Source organism: Stieleria sedimenti (assembly GCF_025060895.1).
Lineage (GTDB): Bacteria > Planctomycetota > Planctomycetia > Pirellulales > Pirellulaceae > Stieleria > Stieleria sedimenti.
The window spans coordinates 1-17927 of the sequence record NZ_JANZKV010000204.1 but is presented as its reverse complement, the minus strand read 5'-3'; the positions used below and the strand labels follow the sequence as shown (position 1 = coordinate 17927).

General features: G+C 58.9%; 13 protein-coding genes. All 13 read left to right on the top strand.

The features are described from left to right. The first annotated feature begins 55 nt into the window (after positions 1–55). The 13 genes from NZK35_RS24950 (at position 56) to NZK35_RS24890 (ending at position 17886) form a co-directional block, all read left to right on the top strand. A complete protein-coding gene (locus tag NZK35_RS24950; RefSeq protein WP_259635246.1) occupies positions 56–937 on the top strand; it encodes an inositol oxygenase in 882 nt (293 codons plus the stop codon). Positions 938–1045: 108 nt separating this feature from the next. After that, complete coding sequence (locus NZK35_RS24945; RefSeq protein WP_259635245.1) at positions 1046–2419, top strand: DUF5690 family protein; 1374 nt, start codon at positions 1046–1048, stop codon at positions 2417–2419. Beyond that, entirely contained in the window at positions 2412–3527 is a 1116-nt protein-coding gene (locus NZK35_RS24940; RefSeq protein ID WP_259635244.1) for a zinc-binding dehydrogenase, read from the top strand. The genes NZK35_RS24945 and NZK35_RS24940 overlap by 8 nt, the downstream gene beginning before the upstream one ends. A 470-nt stretch (positions 3528–3997) precedes the next feature. Then, a complete protein-coding gene (locus NZK35_RS24935; RefSeq protein ID WP_259635243.1) occupies positions 3998–4696 on the top strand; it encodes a hypothetical protein in 699 nt (232 codons plus the stop codon). Between the two features lie 444 nt (positions 4697–5140). Next, the gene (glpK, locus tag NZK35_RS24930) at positions 5141–6649 is read left to right on the top strand and encodes a glycerol kinase GlpK (RefSeq protein ID WP_259635242.1); all 1509 of its coding nucleotides are present in this window, start codon (positions 5141–5143) and stop codon (positions 6647–6649) included. After that, positions 6636–8162 carry a glycerol-3-phosphate dehydrogenase/oxidase gene (locus NZK35_RS24925; protein ID WP_259635241.1) on the top strand — a complete coding sequence of 509 codons (1527 nt, stop codon included), beginning with the start codon at positions 6636–6638 and terminating at the stop codon, positions 8160–8162. The genes glpK and NZK35_RS24925 overlap by 14 nt, the downstream gene beginning before the upstream one ends. A gap of 502 nt (positions 8163–8664) precedes the next feature. Further along, positions 8665–10200, top strand: a complete 1536-nt coding sequence (locus NZK35_RS24920; protein ID WP_259635240.1) for a Re/Si-specific NAD(P)(+) transhydrogenase subunit alpha — start codon at positions 8665–8667, stop codon at positions 10198–10200. A 69-nt stretch (positions 10201–10269) separates the two neighbouring features. Beyond that, a complete protein-coding gene (locus NZK35_RS24915) occupies positions 10270–11703 on the top strand; it encodes an NAD(P)(+) transhydrogenase (Re/Si-specific) subunit beta (protein ID WP_259635239.1) in 1434 nt (477 codons plus the stop codon). An 86-nt stretch (positions 11704–11789) separates the two neighbouring features. Further along, complete coding sequence (locus tag NZK35_RS24910) at positions 11790–12410, top strand: hypothetical protein (protein ID WP_259635238.1); 621 nt, start codon at positions 11790–11792, stop codon at positions 12408–12410. A gap of 295 nt (positions 12411–12705) precedes the next feature. Continuing rightward, positions 12706–13755: a SecDF P1 head subdomain-containing protein gene (locus NZK35_RS24905; protein ID WP_259635237.1), complete on the top strand. Its 1050-nt coding sequence runs from the start codon at positions 12706–12708 to the stop codon at positions 13753–13755. Positions 13756–13888: 133 nt separating this feature from the next. Then, complete coding sequence (locus NZK35_RS24900) at positions 13889–14272, top strand: BlaI/MecI/CopY family transcriptional regulator (protein WP_259635236.1); 384 nt, start codon at positions 13889–13891, stop codon at positions 14270–14272. Next, positions 14269–17583, top strand: coding sequence for a M56 family metallopeptidase (locus tag NZK35_RS24895; RefSeq protein WP_259635235.1), 3315 nt, complete (start codon positions 14269–14271; stop codon positions 17581–17583). The genes NZK35_RS24900 and NZK35_RS24895 overlap by 4 nt, the downstream gene beginning before the upstream one ends. 33 nt (positions 17584–17616) lie before the next feature. Next, the gene (locus NZK35_RS24890) at positions 17617–17886 is read left to right on the top strand and encodes a hypothetical protein (RefSeq protein WP_259635234.1); all 270 of its coding nucleotides are present in this window, start codon (positions 17617–17619) and stop codon (positions 17884–17886) included. Positions 17887–17927: the final 41 nt, after the last annotated feature.

The following is a 17927-nucleotide window of genomic DNA, read 5'->3' as shown; positions in this document are numbered from 1 at the left end:
TTGGTACCTGACCCCTTTTCCGCCGTGAAGCCGATCCTCTCGCCCGCAATCGAAGATGTCCCTGCCCACCAACCCCGCCAATCGTTCTACCGATCCCGCCAAACCGCTCGAGGACCTCGATGACTGGGAGGCGGACTTGGTGCGTCGTTATCCCGAACCGAACAAGCCGGCCGAAGCGTTTCGAAATTACGGCGAAGACACGAAGCCCGGCGTCCGTGAATTCTATCAGCTGAATCACCGGAATCAGACCTACGAGTTTGTGCAACAGAAACGAAAGCAGTTTCTTCCGCTGCGACATCGCAAGATGTCGGTTTGGGAGGCGATGGAGTATCTGAACCAATTGGTCGACGAGAGTGATCCCGACACGGACCTTTCTCAGATCGAACATCTGTTGCAGACCGCTGAATCCATTCGCGCCGACGGTCATCCGCGCTGGTTTATCCTGACGGGACTGATCCACGATCTCGGTAAGGTTTTGTGCCTCTTTGGTGAGCCCCAATGGGCGGTGGTCGGAGACACGTTTCCCGTCGGTTGCCGGTTTTCCCAGCGGATCGTGTTTCCGGAATTTTTTGCCGAGAATCCCGATTCGAACGATGAGCGATACAACACCGAGTACGGCGTCTATTCGCAAAATATCGGACTCGACAACGTGTTCCTTTCCTGGGGGCACGACGAGTACTTGTACCATGTCGTCAAGGATCGGCTGCCCCCGGAAGCCCTGGCGATCATCCGTTACCATTCGTTTTATCCCGGTCATCGAGAATCGGCGTATGACCATCTGATGAATGATCACGACCATCGGATGTTCAAGTGGGTGCGGGCTTTCAATCCGTATGACCTGTATACCAAAAGCGATAGCCGGCCGAACGTTGACGCCTTACGACCGTTCTATGAAGAATTGATCAATGAATTCCTTCCAGGGACGCTTGATTGGTAACCATTGATCCGAATCCGGTATCCTGCGGTCCGGTCGTGTCGCCCTTTTATTTGCCGAGCGGTTGTCGCGACATCGACGTGATCAATCCGGTCCACCGAGTTCCCTGCCGTGCCCTCCACCGATTCTGACATCGCCTCGGCAGACGCTTCTTCCGGCGGCAGCAATCCCCGCTCGCGACTGTTGCTGGCTGCCGTTGCGGCGTTCAGCACGTACTTCTGTATGTACGCGTTTCGCAAGCCGTTCACCGCGGGAACGTACGAGGGGCAGGAACTGCTGGGAATGGGGCTGAAATCGGTGCTGGTCATTTCGCAACTGGCCGGCTACATGATTTCCAAGTTTGTCGGCATTAAAGTCGTCTCGGAAATGCGGCGTCATCGACGTGCCGTCGCCATTGTGGGGTTGATCTTGACGGCGGAACTGGCGTTGGTCGGATTTGCCTACGCGCCGATCGTCCTCAAGGCCCCCTTGTTGTTCTTGAACGGTTTTCCGTTGGGGATGGTGTTCGGGCTGGTGCTGTCCTATTTGGAAGGCAGGCAACAGACCGAGGCGTTGTCGGCGGCGCTGTGTGCGAGTTTTATCATCGCGTCCGGGGTGGTGAAGTCCGTCGGACGCTGGATCATCCAGGACTGGGGCGTCAGCGAGTTTCAGATGCCGATGCTGGTCGGATTGATTTTCTTGCTGCCCCTGTTGGTCTCGGTCTGGTTGCTCCAGTCCACACCGCCTCCCGATCCAACGGATCGCCAACACCGCAACGACAGAAACGCGATGACCCGTCAGGATCGTCGTCGCTTTTGGTTGGAGTACTGGCCGGGGTTGTCGCTGTTGATTTTTGTCTACGTGGCGTTGACCGTCATTCGAACCGTACGAGACGATTTCGCGGTAGAAATCTGGCGCGACCTGGGGGTCGGCGATACGCCTTCGATTTTTGCTCGATCGGAAATGGTGGTCGCCATGGTGGTCACGGTATTCAACGCGTTTGCCGTTTGGATCCGCCACAACATGGCGGCGGTGCGGATCGTCACGATCGTGATGTGCGGTGCGTTTTCAGTCGTCGGTGCGTCGGCGCTGATGCAGTCCGGTGGCCTGATCTCGCCATTCGTGTTCATGGTTGCGTGCGGCGTGGGCATGTACGTCCCTTACGTCGCGTTTCACACCACCGTCTTTGAACGACTGGTTGCGGCCTCGCGTCACCCTGCCAATGTCGTGTTTTTGATGTACGTCGCCGACGCCGTCGGATATCTGGGCTACGCATTGGTGTTGTCGATCCGAATGACGCTCCCGTCTCCCGATTCTGTCATGCCATCGTTTCGGATGCTTCTGCTGGTCGCAAGCTTTATCTCGATCGCCGCCTTGTTTTTATCACTTCGTTATTTCCGTACGGTCATTGAAGTCGACGATGCGGCTGCCGAGGTCGGGCGGGATCTGATGGCGTCGAATTCGGAGCCGGTGGAAACCGTAGAAGCGGGGCGCGGCAATGTCTGATCGTCGTCTGACCTCGCCATCCCCGGGGCAACCACAAACGTGCCGAGCGGCGGTCTTTCACCGTGCCGGTCAACCGCTTTCAATGGAGGCGTTTCCGCGACCAAGTCTGTTGGCCGGTGAAGCACTGGTTCGGATTCGGCTCTGCACGATTTGCGGCAGTGACCTGCACACCTTGAAGGGGTTGCGAATCGAACCGACGCCATCGATCTTGGCCCACGAGGTTGTCGGTGAAATCGTCGAGCTCGCCGATCCCAGGCCGACGGACGTGGAGGGGCAACCGCTTGAAATCGGCGATCGCGTCACATGGTCGGTCTGCGTCAGTTGCTTTGAATGCGACCGCTGCCGGTCGGGGATGCCGCAAAAGTGTCGTCATTTGGTGAAATATGGTCATTCGGTCGCCGCCGGTCGCGAGGCACTCAGCGGCGGGCTGGCGGAGTACATTTTGCTGCGACGCGGGACGACGATCGCCAGGTTGCCGGCCGAGTTGCCGGACGAAGTGGCCAGCCCGATCAATTGCGCCACGTCCACGATCGCCGCGGCGTATCGGATGGCCGGCGATGTTTTCGATCAAAGAATTTTAATTTTCGGCGCCGGCATGCTGGGATTGACGGCCGTCGCACTGGGCAAAGAATCCGGCGCGAAGCAGCTGACGATTTGCGACGTCGACCCGCAGCGGCTGGAGCTTGCCAAACGGTTTGGCGCCACGGACACGATCTCGGTGGAGTCGATTGGGTCGCTTGAGTCATCCTTTGACGTCATCTTGGAATGTTCCGGTTCGCCCGACGCGATCGAAACCGCGTGTCGAGTCGGCGACGTCGGTGCACGCGTGATCTTGGTCGGTTCGGTGATGGAATCACGGCCGGTGCAGCTGGATCCGACCGGCATCGTTCGCAAGTGGATGTCGATCGTCGGAGTCCACAACTACGCGCCGGTCGATTTACGCAGCGCGATCGATTTCATCAGCCGATGCCACCACAAGTACCCGTTCGCCGAACTCGTTGCACGGACGTTTGATCTGTCGGAGACCAACTCGGCGATCGAATTCTCCATCCAACATCGCCCGATCCGCGTCGCGGTGCGACCAGCGGCTGTGGGATCGACCCTGTAGCCATCTCACCGGGCGGAGAACACACGGTTGGGCGGTTAACCCTGATACCAGTGTGACTCGTCGTTGTTGCCCCTCACCCTCTCGCGTTAGGTTTTCCCACATCACTGCATCCCGGATGGGATGGCAGCAATTAGCCGGCGGTCGAGCGAAGCGAACACCGCCGGAACGGTAATAAACAGTCCAAACGACCCCGACGGGGTCGCAGCGTCTCAATGGGATTCCGGTGGTGCGCTGAGGCGACCACCGGCTACTTGCTGCAACCCCTCTCGGGGTAAAACCTGCACCACAGGCGGATTGAGTCCGCGAGATGTGGGTGAACCTAAGCCCCCAGTCCTCCCGGGTTTCGTTTTTCCTTCATTTTCATGATGAATCGATGCACGCCCCCGCTCGCTTCGGGCTCTCCTGACCGGTAGACAATGATTTGCAATCGCGTCGGGAACGCACGCACCCATCGCCTAGGAGTCTCTCCCATGAGCCCTCGCAGCAGTCTCAAAAAGCCGCTTCTGTACTTGTTGATCGGTTCTGTCCTGTTGAGCGCGCTATTGGGGATCGTGCTGGTGCTGCGGGGCAACTGGGGATGGCTGGAGGTCCGGGTGATTTTGACCACGGTGATCTTCGCGGTGGCCAGCGTTTGCGGATTGGCCTGTGACCTTTCCCGCACCCCGTCGGGATTGAACCTGTTGCCCAAGTCCGGGTTGGTGCTAACGGCGGTGACGACCGTGTTGATGCTGTTTGGGATTTGGTTCGAAGTCGGTTCGGAAGCCTACTGGAAAATGACGACGGTGTTGATTTCGATCGGGATCGCGACGATCCACGTTTCGCTGCTGTCGATCGCCAAGCTGGCCAGTCGATTCCGCTGGGTTTATTTCCTCGGAACCCAGATCATCTTTGGTTTGGCCCTGTTGATCGCGGCGGTCATCGTCTTCGAAATCAACTCGGAGCTATTGTGGCGATTTCTGGCAGCCCACTCGATCGTCGTCGCCGCGATCTCGATCGTGATCCCGATCCTGCACCGGATCAGCAAGACCGACGCCAACCGGGGCGATCTGCTGATGCCGGTCGAAGCGCGGAACGTCGAATCGATCGACCAACAGATCGCGCAACTGGAAGAACGCCTCGTCCAGCTCAGAACGCTGCGAGCGCAGATCGTCGGCGGAACACTCCGGTAGCGGCTGCAGGTGGAAAAAGGGTCAGGAGCCGTTTTGGTAGAATGGGTTGTTTTTGAGTTGCCTGTCCGAATTTGAATTGCTCCTGCTCCCTATTTCATGTGCAATCGCTAGACGAAGGTGGTGAGATCTAGCTGTGACAAACTGGTCCCACTCAACAAGTATATTCGTAGAATTGTTCCCGTCCGCATGCCGGCGGGACCTGCGCAGACGGGCTGGGGTCAAAACATTGGTTGGTCAAAAAATGAGCAACCGCGCCGCAATGAGTCTTCGGTCGCCACCACCTTTTGACCACTCAAGTTTTTGATCATTCTCCGACCAGACGCCACTGAAAGAGAGAAGGCAGGTTGTTGACGCGTTCATTCCTCAGCGGTCATCAGTTTCCTCGCGTGAAGAACTGTTAAACTACCGTTCCAGTCATCCATTTCACTTTTTCAGGCGGACACGATGGGCGTTGTTGTTGCATTGGACCAGGGGACGACAAGTTCGCGAGCGATCGCGTTTGAGCAATCGGGGGCGGTGTTGGGCGTCGCCCAACGCGAATTCTCACAACACTATCCCCGGCCCGGTTGGGTCGAACATGACGCCAACGAAATTTGGGAATCACAACTTGCCGTCGCCCAGGAGATGATGGCGTCTTGCGGTCTGTCGGCAAACGACGTCGCGGCGATCGGGATCACCAACCAACGCGAAACGGTTTTGTTGTGGGATCGATCCACGGGCGAGCCGATTCATCACGCGATCGTCTGGCAAGACCGGCGGACGTCGGAGTTTTGCGATTCACTCCGCGACCAAGGTTATGCTGATCTGATTCAGTCCAAGACGGGGCTTCTGATCGATGCGTACTTTTCGGCGACCAAAATCCGTTGGCTGTTGGACCAAGTGCCGGGCGCCCGAGAGCGGGCGGAACGCGGCGAGATCGCATTCGGCACGATGGATAGCTGGTTGATATGGAAACTGACCGGCGGTCGTGTTCATGTCACCGATATCACGAACGCTTCACGCACGATGTTGTTGGACATCGCGACCGGTCAGTGGGACGAGGAACTGTTGGAATTGTTGAAAATTCCCGCTGCGATTTTGCCCGAGGTGCTTCCGTCCAGCCATGTGTACGGCGAGACCGAAACGCAATGGTTCGGCGGCCCGATCAAGATCGCCGGCGCCGCCGGAGACCAGCAGTCCGCGCTGTTCGGTCAGAACTGCACGCGACATGGAATGGCCAAAAACACTTACGGAACCGGTTGTTTCATGCTGATGAATATCGGCGAGCAACCGCTGGTGTCCAAACACCGACTGTTGACGACGGTTGCCGCCAGTGCGTCTCCGAAACGCGAGTATGCGCTCGAAGGCAGCGTGTTCGTTGCCGGTGCCGCGGTCCAGTGGCTGCGCGACGGATTGGGGATCATTCAGTCGTCGTCTGAAATCGAACCCCTGGCCCGCAGCGTGCCCGATAGCGACGGCGTTTATGTCGTTCCGGCGTTGGCGGGACTGGGGGCTCCGCATTGGGATTCCTACGCCCGCGGAACCATTGTGGGGTTAACCCGTGGGACCAATCGCGGACACATCGCCCGGGCGACACTGGAAGGGATCGCCTATCAAGTCGCCGACGTCTTGGACGCGATGCAGCAGGACGCCGGAATCTCGATCGAGGAGTTGCGTGTCGACGGCGGTGCCTCGGCGAACGACCTGTTGATGCAATTCCAGGCCGACATCATGAAGACTCCCGTGGTCCGTCCGCAGATGACGGAGACCACATCGATGGGGGCGGCCTATCTGGCCGGACTGGCGGTCGGCTTTTGGCAGGATCTGGACCAAATCGCTTCGATCTGGAAAACCGATCGGGTGTTTGAACCGGCAATGTCGGACGCGGACGTGGCGCTGCGACGAGAGCGTTGGGCCGAGGCGCTCGAGCGATCCAAATCGTGGCAACCGGAGCAGCACCATGACGCGACTTGATCGGCCCGAATCGCTCGCCAAAATCCGTGACCGTCAAACACCGTGGGACATCGCGGTGATCGGCGGCGGTGCGACCGGTGTCGCCGTCGCGCTCGATGCCGCCAGTCGTGGTTTGGACGTGGTGCTGCTGGAGCGATTCGATTTCGGAAGCGGGACGTCCAGTCGTAGCACCAAACTGGTGCACGGCGGCGTGCGGTATCTGAAGCAAGGCAACGTGACGCTTGTTCGCGACGCACTTCGTGAACGATCTCTGTTGCTCGAAAACGCGCCCCATCTGGTTCACGACCAAACGTTTTTGATTCCCTGCCGCAACCTTTGGCAATGGATGTTTTATGGCGTGGGGCTGAAGGTCTATGACCTGCTCGCGACACGCAACCGCTTCGGCCGTTCCCAACGCATCTCCGTGCGGCGGGCGCTCGAATTGTCGCCTGCGTTGCGGAAAGAGTGTTTGCGCGGCGCCGTGCTTTATCATGACGGCCAATTTGATGACGCGAGATTATTGATCGACATGGCTCGAACGGCGGCGCAGCACGGAGCCACCTTGGCCAATCACATGGCGTGCACCGGATTCATCAAAGATACCCAAGGGCTGGTCGGCGGCGTGGTCGCGACCGACGATGAATCGGGCCAGCGATTCGAAATCGCCGCCAAGACGGTCGTCAACGCCGCCGGCCCGTTTTGCGACGCGGTTCGATTGCTCGATGATGCGGCCTGCCAGCCGATGGTCGCCGCCAGCCAGGGGATTCACCTGGTTTTGCCCAAGGAACTGTATCCCGGCGAAACCGCCATGATCGTTCCCAAAACCTCCGACGGACGCGTGATTTTCTTTGTCCCCTGGCACGATCACATTCTTGTCGGAACCACCGATACCGCGATCCCCGACGCCGTTGCCGAACCGTCGCCCCAACCGCAAGAGATTCAGTTCTTGTTGGAAACCGCGGCGGAGTACTTGTCGCGGCCTCCGACGATCCACGACGTGCTGAGCATTTTTACGGGCATCCGACCGCTGGTCAAAGGCGACAAGTCCTCGCGAACGGCATCGCTTTCACGCGATCACGTGATCCGGCTCTCAACGTCGAAGCTGATCACGATCACCGGAGGGAAGTGGACCACCGTGCGAAAGATGGCCGAGGACTGTGTCGACAAAGCGATTCAAACGGGCAATCTGTCCGCCACGCCGTGCGTGACCGAATCGTTGCGGATGGATGGTCCCGATCAATCTGCGATCGACCGGTTGGAACAGGATGATCCGGCATTGGCCCAGCCGGTTCATCCGGCGCTCGACATGCGTCGTTCCCAAGTGATTTGGACGGTCCGCAACGAAATGGCACGAACGGTTGAAGATGTCCTGGCCCGCCGGACGCGGACACTGTTTCTCAACGCCCGGCTTGCATTGGATGCCGCCCCCGCGGTCGCGGAGATCCTGTCCAACGAATTGGGAACCGATTCGGCGTGGCGTGAGGAACAAGTCGCGGCGTTCGAGGCCGTTGCCCAGCACTACCTTCCGGCTTGAAAATGCGTTGAAAGACCGGAGGGCTCGCGCCCTGCCGCTAACAAAAAACTAAATGTATTAGCGGAACGGCGCGAGCCGTCCGGTCGCGCTTCAAAAACACCGTGAAAGACCGGAGGACTCGCGCCCTGCCGCTAACAAAAAAAACGCTTGATGTCGAAGGCTGGGATGACTCCGGAAGGAGTCAAAGCCAGTAGCCGGAGGTGAGCGTAGCGACACCTCCGGATATCCAGTCCCCCACCTGACGCCACCCCGTCCGGGGTCGAGGGGATTTTGGGGCGTGTATCCCGGAGGTCGCGCTGCGCTGACCTCCGGCTACTCGCTGTCATCCCTCCGGGATACCGGAGGACTCGTGCGCTACCGTTGACAAAACGCGTTTGTCTCGGCCTGGTGGTTTCGTTGCGTCGATTGGCGAGCTGAACGGAGTCCGATGGAAATGGTATCCTGTGTGCGCCAGAAGGTTTGGGACTCTCCCATCCATTGCATTCGAAGGAATAGGCGGCAAATGAAAGTTGGCATTACCAAGGAAATCTACCCTGGGGAGTGTCGTGTGGCGGCGACACCGGAAACGGCGCGTCGGTTGATCGGAAAGCTCGGGTTCGAGGTTCTGGTGGAATCCGGTGCGGGGGATGCTGCGAGTTTTCATGACGAGAGCTATCGTGAAGCCGGTTGCACCCTTTGCGATGAAGCGACCGAAATCTGGACGGACGCCGACATCGTGCTGAAGGTCCGCAGTCCGCAGGATCATGAGATCGAACAGCTGCGGGCGGGGCAAACGTTGATTTGTTTCTTGGCACCGGGCCAAAACGAAGCGTTGTTGCAGAAGATCGCCGATCGGAAAGCGACGGCGTTGGCGATCGAAGCGGTGCCACGCATCAGCCGGGCGCAGAAGTTGGACGCCTTGAGCTCGATGGCCAACATTGCGGGGTATCGGGCCGTCGTGGAAGCCGCGGGACTGTTTGGGCGTTTTTTTACCGGCCAGATCACCGCGGCCGGAAAGGTCCCGCCGGCCAAGGTGTTGGTCATCGGCGCGGGCGTTGCAGGACTGGCCGCGATTGGGACTGCCAGGGGACTGGGGGCCATCGTGCGCGCCTTCGACGTGCGTCCCGAAGTCGCCGATCAGGTCAAAAGCATGGGCGCCGAATTCTTGATGTTGGAATTCGAGGGCGACGAGCAAGGCGGCACCTCGGGGGGCTATGCCAAGACGATGAGCAAGGAATTCATCGATGCCGAGATGGCGCTCTTTGCCGCCCAGGCCAAAGAGGTGGACATTATCATCACCACGGCGCTCATTCCCGGCAAACCGGCGCCGAAATTGATCACACGTGAAATGGTCCGTTCGATGCGTCCGGGCAGCGTGATCGTCGATTTGGCCGCCGAGCAAGGCGGTAATTGCGAGGCCACGATTCCCGACAAGGTGACCAAGTACGAAGGCGTGCACATTGTCGGCTACCGCGATCTGACCAGCCGACTGGCACACACGTCCAGCCAACTGTACGGCACCAATCTTTATCATTTACTGGACGAGATGGGCGGGGCGGAAAAGTTCAACGTCGAGATGACCGACGACGTGATCCGTGGTGCGACGGTCGTCAAGGACGGACAGGTCACCTGGCCCCCGCCGCCGGTTTCCGTCTCCGCAGCCCCCAAAGAGAAAGTGGTGGAGTCCGTCGCTCCTTCCGCCGTGGTGGAAAAGAAAATCGGGACCTTGGACATTGTGCTGATGGTGATCGCGGCAGTCTTGTTGGTTGGAGTCGCGTTGACGCGCGATCAGGGATTCATCACCGATTTCACCGTCTTTCTGCTGGCATGCCTCATCGGGTGGCAAGTGATTTGGAACGTGACCGCCTCGCTGCATGCCCCGTTGATGAGCGTCACCAACGCGATCAGCGGCATCATCATTGTCGGCGGGATGGTTCAAATCGGGGCGACCAACCCGGTCGCGGCATGGCTGGGCGCGTTGGCGATCTTTGTCGCGACGATCAACATTGCCGGCGGCTTTCTGATCACGCACCGCATGCTCAGCCTGTTTCGAAAGTGATTTGGCTGCCCGTTTGATGCCGGATGTTCTGTTGTTTGGATGATCGTTTGCTCCCCGTACATGAAAGACATGCCGTTTTCCCACCCACTCGTGATTGCTTCCGAGATGCTTCCCTTGAACCAGTCCCTGGCCACGGTCGCGTACATCGTGGCGGCGGTCCTGTTCATTTTCTCCTTGGCCGGGTTGTCCCACCAAACCAGCGCCAAGCGAGGCAATTTGCTCGGGATCATCGGCATGGTGCTGGCGGTCGGGGCGACCGTCTTTGGTGTGATGAACGGCGGGTATCTCTGGATGTCGGTCGCAATCGTGCCGGCGATCTTGATCGGTGCCCGGTTGGCCGCTCGTCTCTCGATGGATCATCTGCCACAACTGGTGGCGATGCTTCACAGTTTTGTGGGATTGGCCGCCGTTTTCGTCGGCATCTCCAGCCACATCGAACCCGGGATTGCGGTCCCCGACGGCGAGATGCTGATTCATAAAATCGAGATCTACGTCGGCGTCTTCATCGGCGCGTTGACCTTTACCGGATCGATCGTCGCATTCTTAAAACTGGCCGAACTGGTCGGCGGTCGAGCGTTGACGCTGCCCGGTCGCCACGTCTTGAATGTCGTCCTGATGCTCACCTGTGTCGCCCTGGGAATCTGGTACTGCCGTGTCCAGGCTGATGATGCGCTGGTACCGCTGTTGATCATGACCACGATCTCATCGCTGATCGGCGTCCACTTGGTGATGGCGATCGGCGGTGCGGACATGCCGGTGGTTGTTTCCATGCTCAACTCCTATTCCGGCTGGGCTGCCGCGGCGGCCGGATTCATGCTGCAGAACCACTTGCTGATCGTCACCGGTGCACTGGTCGGCAGCTCGGGCGCGATTCTGTCGTACATCATGTGTGCGGCGATGAACCGAAGTTTTTTCAGCGTGATCATGGGCGGGTTCGGCAGCGGCGCGGGCGGGCCGGCCGCCGTGGTCGAGGGGACGACGAAGGAATTCAGCGTCGACGAGACGGTCGCAATGCTCGACGAAGCACAAAGCATCGTGATCGTTCCGGGCTACGGCATGGCGGTCGCTCAAGCACAGCACTCCCTTGCCGAAGTCGTCAAGACGCTGCTCAAACGCAACAAAGAAGTCCGATTTGCCATTCACCCGGTCGCCGGACGCTTGCCCGGGCACATGAACGTGTTGCTGGCCGAAGCCAACGTGCCGTACGACATCGTCTTAGAAATGGACGAAATCAACGAAGACATGTCCGATACCGATGCGATCCTGGTGATCGGGGCCAACGACATCGTCAATCCGGCCGCACTGGATGATCCCAATAGCCCGATCGCAGGCATGCCGGTGATCGAAGTCTGGACGGCCAAAACCTGTGTGGTGATGAAACGCGGCATGTCCACCGGATACGCCGGAGTCGGAAATCCGTTATTCTTTAAAGACAACACGTACATGTTGTTCGGTGACGCCAAGGAGAACGTCGATGCGATCTTGCGAGGGCTGCAGCGCTGAGGACCAGTGGGATTGGCTTCCACTTGATCACACTTGCTGCTGAACCGTTCCGTTCAAATCTTTTTTCTTCTCGATGAGGTGCACGAGTGATTGGGATCATCAAGGGCGCCGTACTGGCAGCCGTAGTCTGCGTTGCCGGTTCAAGCCAGGTCGCGGTGGCCGAGATTTCGACGACAGCCCTGCGCCAGCAAACCCGGACACAATTGCGTCTGGAAGCGAACGCAACCGCAGGCCACGCCAACGACGATGCGGTCGCCGCGCTTTGTGATTTGTACGTCGTTCTGCGAAGCGATGCACGTTACGCGACCAGCGAAATGCTTCAGGGCGACGCCGCGAAAGTACGACGACGCCTGCTGACCATTGCACGCCGAAAAGAAATTCAACTCGGGCGCAAAAGGATTCCCCGTCCCGCCGGGCTTTCCCAACAAGTCGATGCGGCGGTCAACGCGGCACTCGACGATCAGGACGATTCGACGTCGCGAGAGCCCGAGATGCGATCTGACAATGGAGCTGCCGGCGGCGGAGTCGTCGCGGGTGCAGGATGGCAACTGGTGGAGTTGATCGAACGGATCGTGGCACCGGATTTTTGGGAATCGCGTGGAGGAGTCGGCTCGATTCATTACTTTGCGATCCGCAAGGTCTTGGTCGTGCGAGCGACAAGCGATGTGCACCAACAAGTCAAAGATCTGCTGACGGCGCTGCGGTAGGCGGGTGAGCCGTCCGGTTGCAACTTGAGAGACCGGAGGGCCCCGCGGGCCGTCGATTTAATGGGATTTGTCCAGGCAATGGTGAGCCGCCGGCCGTAAGGCCTCGGGCGGGCGCATGGATGACCGGCCGCTTACGCGTCGCGGCTCACTAAATCGACAGCACGCTCGCGCCCTTCCGCTAACAAACAACACCCTCTTGGGTGCCAAACCAGATGCCGTTGACCAGACGCCGGCGTGCGCCGATCTGATCGGTGGGGTGTTTGCGAAATGAAAACAGCAATCAGAGGAGCAATGGGTGTCGTACGCTGAAAAAATCGAATCCGGGAATTCAGGTTCACGTTCGCGCCGGAAAACAACCGTTGCGATTGTCGTCACGGTCTGGGTCGCCATCGCTATCTGGCTGGTCTTCTTTGCCACCGTCTCGGTGGAAGGAACCCGGTTGGTGTATCAGATCGAACCGTCAGATGTTCGAGCAGATCAAATCGTCACGGCGGTCGAGCATCGGTTGGACGGTTTCTTCGATGGGGCGAGAGAGATCCGAGTGGTGGAGGACGGAACGAGATTGCAGATCGATTTGGAAACCACCCAGAGCCCGCAGGTGGATGCGATCGCGACGATGCTGCACCACGAGGGGCACCTGCGATTTCTGGTGCTGGCCCAACCGGGGCGGCACGATGCCGCGATCGATGCGGCAAAGGCTCAGATCGACAGCGGCAATCTTGCGCGGGAGGTTCGCGATGTATCGGACGCGTCGGTCGGCAGATGGGTGTTGATCGACCAAACCGTCGATCCCAGGACGGGTTGGCCGAAGCTGAAAGTCGAACCGAAGGGATTGATCCTGCGAAACTCGAAAACCGGTGCGCTCGTCGACTTGACGTCGTCGCTTCAAACTTCCCAGGGGCAAGTCGAAGTGGGGCAATGGATGTTCGACAATAACGTCACCGGATTGGACGCACTGGCGATCGTCGAACCGGACCTTCAGCTGGGCGGTGATTCGCTCAGCTTCGCCGCGATGACCGAAGACGCCAGCGGTCAAGTGGCAGTCTCACTCGAATTCACATCGCAGGGAAGCAATGCGTTGGAATCGTTGACCCAACGCTATCTACCGGTCGGGCAACGGCAAACCAGACTCGGGATTGTCTTTGATGACCTCTTGATCACTGCGCCGAATATTCTGCAACCGATCCGCAAGCAGGCAGTGATTACAGGCGACTTCGAAAAAGCCGAGGTCCAGACCATCATCGCCGTGCTCAAGGCCGGACGTCTGCCGATCGCGTTGCCCGAGAAACCACTGAAGCGAGAACCGGTCACGCTGACCAAGCCGATGTTGAAATGGCCGCTGTGACACGCACCGGCATCAGCAACTTTGAACTTTTGGGCTATGCCAAAGAAAATCGTTGACAGCGGCTCGATCGACCGTCAGACTGACTTTGAAGTGTTAAAAATTTCTTGTCGGCGTTTTGGTCGAGGTGGTGTCGATGGCGGTGGAGCAACTCAGTCGTCGCGAGCGGGAGATCCTCGACATCTTGTATGCCAAGGAGGAAGCGACCGCGGCCGAGGTACGGCTCGCCATGACGGGAGATCCGTCCGATGCCACGGTCCGGACGCTGCTGCGGATCTTGGGCGAAAAGGGAGTTGTCAAGTATAAACGCCAGGGCAGGCACTACCGGTATCGGCCGGTGCAACTCAAGAAACGGGCGGCGAAACAGGCGTTTCGGCACGTCTTGAATGTATTCTTTGGTGGATCGGTGGAAGCGGCCCTCGCCTCGCACCTGTCCGATCCGAAAACGCAATTTGATCAAGACGAATTGAATCGATTGCGTGAATTAATTTCCGAAGCCGAGCGGGGGGAAACGACATGAGTGAGTGGTTACACCGCTGGGATCTCATTGATGAAACGTATCCGGCGTTGGCGAGCTTGATCCTCTGGGTCTTGCGTGCGGCGATGATCGTCATGGCCGCGTGGTTCATGGATCGTCTGGCGAGCAAGTGGTCGTCCGGTTTTCGTCATTGTGTCTGGATCTGTGCCTTCGGCGCGCTCGCCCTGTTGGTGCCGCAATTGCTGACGTCCTTTCCGATCCGGATTCCGGTTCGCGTGTTGCAAACATCCGCCTCGCCTGGAAGCCTCGCAAAGAATGACGTCGCCGTCGCGGCGGATCGACAGCCCGCGGCGAGTGCGGTCACGGCAGAGCGACGGCGGCGTGAGACGAACGGTCCAATCTCGGACGTTCCCTTCCCGACGCATTCGGCTGCGTCTCTGGTCCCTTCGACACCTGTGGGGGATGGCGTTTCACCGGCGTCGGAAGCTTTTTCGGCAAGACCGCCCGAGCAACGTTCCGTCCCGGTCACATCCGCGCCGTCGCCGGTTGGGTTGATCCTGATCATGATCTACTTCACCGGGCTACTGGTATGGCTTGTCAGGATTGTTGTCAGTTGGGGCAGATTGAGGCGTTTTGCGACCGATGCCATCGCTTTGAGTCCGGAGCAGTGGCAACTCGCCCAGTCCTGCGCAAGGCGTTTGTGCCTCAGCGCAACGCCGCAGTGTCGCGTTTCAGCATCTGTTTCTTTGCCGCTGACGTTCGGCGTGCTGCGCCCGATGGTGTTGGTTCCGATCAGCTTTCGATCCTTCACTGTCGATCAGCAGCGGCACTGCCTGTTGCATGAAATGGCGCACGTTGCCCGGCGTGACTCATGCTGGAATTGGCTGGCGGAAATCACATCGGCCGTCTACTGGTTTCACCCGTCGGTCCATTGGGCTCGCCGGAATCTGCGGCGGTCACGAGAGGACGCCGCCGACGATGCGGTCTTGCGATCCGGCGAACACGGGGCTTCCTACGCCCGTAGCCTGCTAGAGATCACGCAGGGCATCGCTGCGGCTGCCCAACCAGCGGTGGCGATTTCGTCCGGGACGAATCTGCGGTACCGCATTGGACGGATGTTGGATCGCACATCGAAGGACAGCCGACCGCCTCGTTGGACGATCGCCGCGGTCGGCCTGGGGTTTTTATTGATTGCATTGTCGGGAATCAGCTTGGAAGCCGTGGTTGCCCAAACAGCTCCCGCCGTCGTTGAGAACAACTCGGTCCCGTTGACGTCACCGCCGCAGGATCGCGTGGCCGGGGACGAGGGCTTGTTTCAACGATTTCAATCCGTCGAACTCGCAGAGCCGGCGGGTGAAGCATCTCAACACGTCAACCTTCAATTGGTCGGCCGGGTGACCGATGCCAACGGTCCCGTGGTTGGGGCGGTCGTCTTGATTCGCGAATTTGTTTCCTCCCGCGGCCCGGACGGCAAGTACATCTCGCCGCCGATCGTTGCCCGAACGACGACCGGTCAGGATGGCCGCTACCAGGTCCAGGGTTTTCCGACCATCCGCCTGAAGTCACTCGGTCGTGCCCGTTGGGAGATTTTGGTGGCCGATAAAACCGACCGACTCGGACTCGGTGTTTACGCTCTGTCACCGTTCGATCGCCATTCCCCCGCGTCGGGGAAAGCATCGATCGATATCCGACTACCTGGCAGCGAAGAAATCACAGCACAAGTCGTGACGCCGACCGGAAGTGGAATCAGTGATGTCCGTGTCGCCGTGAAAGAAATCACTGTGCCGGTGAGCACCCGCTCCAATGCCGATCCGTTTTCCGATCCGTTTGCGCGGCGAAGAGGAGATGCCTTCATCAGCGAACCCCACGCCTATCGCTTTCCCTCTGACAAAATCCATCCGGTCGCAAAGACAGGCGACGACGGTCGGGTCGTCTTTCAAATGCCGGAACATGCATCGCTTGTGTTGGGATTTCGACGAACGGGTTATTTCCCGCGACTACACAGGGTCTCAGCGCCGGGCTATGCAACGGGGCTACGAGGAGCACCTGTGATTGAAGAGTCCGTCTCACCCGCAACGATCGAACTACGCCAACTGCTTTTCGTTTCGGTCGCCATCAATGATGAAGCCGGTGCCCCCGTCAAACAGTACACGCTCTCCGCGTTGACTCCACGGGGTAAATCACCGTCGCAGAGATTTCAGATTTCCGAGGACGGAAGAATGCGGACGACCGCTGACTTCTTGCGTGGGGCGTCGGACGACAATGGACAGGTTCAATTCATCGCACGTTTTCCGTTCGAGTCCGGTTTGCTGCCTCGCTCCAAATCGGTGCTGACCGAATCAGTGATCGATCGACGCGACCTGCGTTTGCAGACGCAACAAGGAATCCGGGCATCTGGGCGAGTCGTACGGAAGGACGATGGCACCGGGATCGCCAACGCCGAAGTCTGCTGGCATCGCCAGGCGGAACGCATCGAAGACCCCTTGCTCCGCTGCAGAACCAATGCGCAAGGCGATTGGCGGATGGTGATCCCCAAAGAAAAAGGCTATCTATCGGTCGTCGGAAACTCGCCGGGGTTGGATTTTTGGACCATCGACCGGTTCAACGCCGATGCATCGGGTCAACAGCAGTTCACCCAATTGGTTGACTCCGGCACTCTACCCGGTTTAACGGTCCCCGATTTTAGGATCGCACAAATTCCAAACAGAACCGTGACGGTGGTCGATACCAACGGTTCGCCGGTGGAAGGCGTCTGGGTCCGCTCGGAATACATCGAAACGATCCAACGCGACAACAAAATGTATCACTTGCATCGATCGCTCGCCGCCACGGTGAAGACGGACAATGCGGGGCGGTGTCGATTGGTGCTGAATCAATCGACATGGGAACATGGAACAGTCAGCGCGATGAACGTTGATCACGAAGACACCTCCACGGACCCTCCATTCACCGCCGGACAGGTATCGATCACACCCGGATCCGACGATCCGGTCACGCTTGTGCTGAGAGAGCCTTGGATCGTGACCGGACGTGTTTTGCTCAACGGCAATCCGGCCAACGGACTTCGCGCCGGTCTGACCACACGTCTGGTCGGATCGGGAGACTTCGGTCAATTCAAGACCGACACCGTACCGATCGGGGACGATGGAAGCTTCGAAGTCCAAGCCGTCGCAGGATTGGAATACGCCGTCGCCGTTCGCCGGGATGCCGAGACGGAAGAGAAGTACTTCTATTGGCAGACCCCTATTCCCGAACCTCGGTCGGGGCGCGTCGATGTCGGAACGCTCTCGATTTCAAGCAACCAACTCAAGACGCACCAACAGATGTATGATGAGCGTTACAAACCGAAATAGGCAGCACCGATTTGCTCTCCACAGGAACCAACGATGACAGATTCGGAAACCGCACCCGAGCCCGAAGGCCCTTCGAAAGAAGAGCTTCGGCTGGCGATGAAGGCGTTTCGCAAACGATTGAAGCTGATGAAACTGGATGAGGAATCCAGCCTCGGGCACGGACCGATGTCTTCGGGCCGAAAGTCCAGCATCGCCGCGATTCGTCCGCCGGATCAATTTCCCAAAGCGGTCTGGCAAGAACTTGCCCGGCAAGGGAAACTCCGCCACGACGGCGGCGGGCTGTACGCGATCACGGAAACCTAGTGGTCTGCAGTGTTGGTGTGCAGCTTTAGCCCAATACCGCT

What these genes read in the sequence shown, in the direction of transcription:
- NZK35_RS24950 (WP_259635246.1), top strand. Translation starts at nt 56, where the DNA reads ATGTCCCTGCCCACCAACCCCGCCAATCGTTCTACCGATCCCGCCAAA.
- NZK35_RS24935 (WP_259635243.1), top strand. Translation starts at nt 3,998, where the DNA reads ATGAGCCCTCGCAGCAGTCTCAAAAAGCCGCTTCTGTACTTGTTGATC.
- NZK35_RS24925 (WP_259635241.1), top strand. Translation starts at nt 6,636, where the DNA reads ATGACGCGACTTGATCGGCCCGAATCGCTCGCCAAAATCCGTGACCGT.
- NZK35_RS24895 (WP_259635235.1), top strand. Translation starts at nt 14,269, where the DNA reads ATGAGTGAGTGGTTACACCGCTGGGATCTCATTGATGAAACGTATCCG.
- glpK (WP_259635242.1), top strand. Translation starts at nt 5,141, where the DNA reads ATGGGCGTTGTTGTTGCATTGGACCAGGGGACGACAAGTTCGCGAGCG.
- NZK35_RS24940 (WP_259635244.1), top strand. Translation starts at nt 2,412, where the DNA reads ATGTCTGATCGTCGTCTGACCTCGCCATCCCCGGGGCAACCACAAACG.
- NZK35_RS24900 (WP_259635236.1), top strand. Translation starts at nt 13,889, where the DNA reads ATGGCGGTGGAGCAACTCAGTCGTCGCGAGCGGGAGATCCTCGACATC.
- NZK35_RS24920 (WP_259635240.1), top strand. Translation starts at nt 8,665, where the DNA reads ATGAAAGTTGGCATTACCAAGGAAATCTACCCTGGGGAGTGTCGTGTG.
- NZK35_RS24890 (WP_259635234.1), top strand. Translation starts at nt 17,617, where the DNA reads ATGACAGATTCGGAAACCGCACCCGAGCCCGAAGGCCCTTCGAAAGAA.
- NZK35_RS24915 (WP_259635239.1), top strand. Translation starts at nt 10,270, where the DNA reads ATGCCGTTTTCCCACCCACTCGTGATTGCTTCCGAGATGCTTCCCTTG.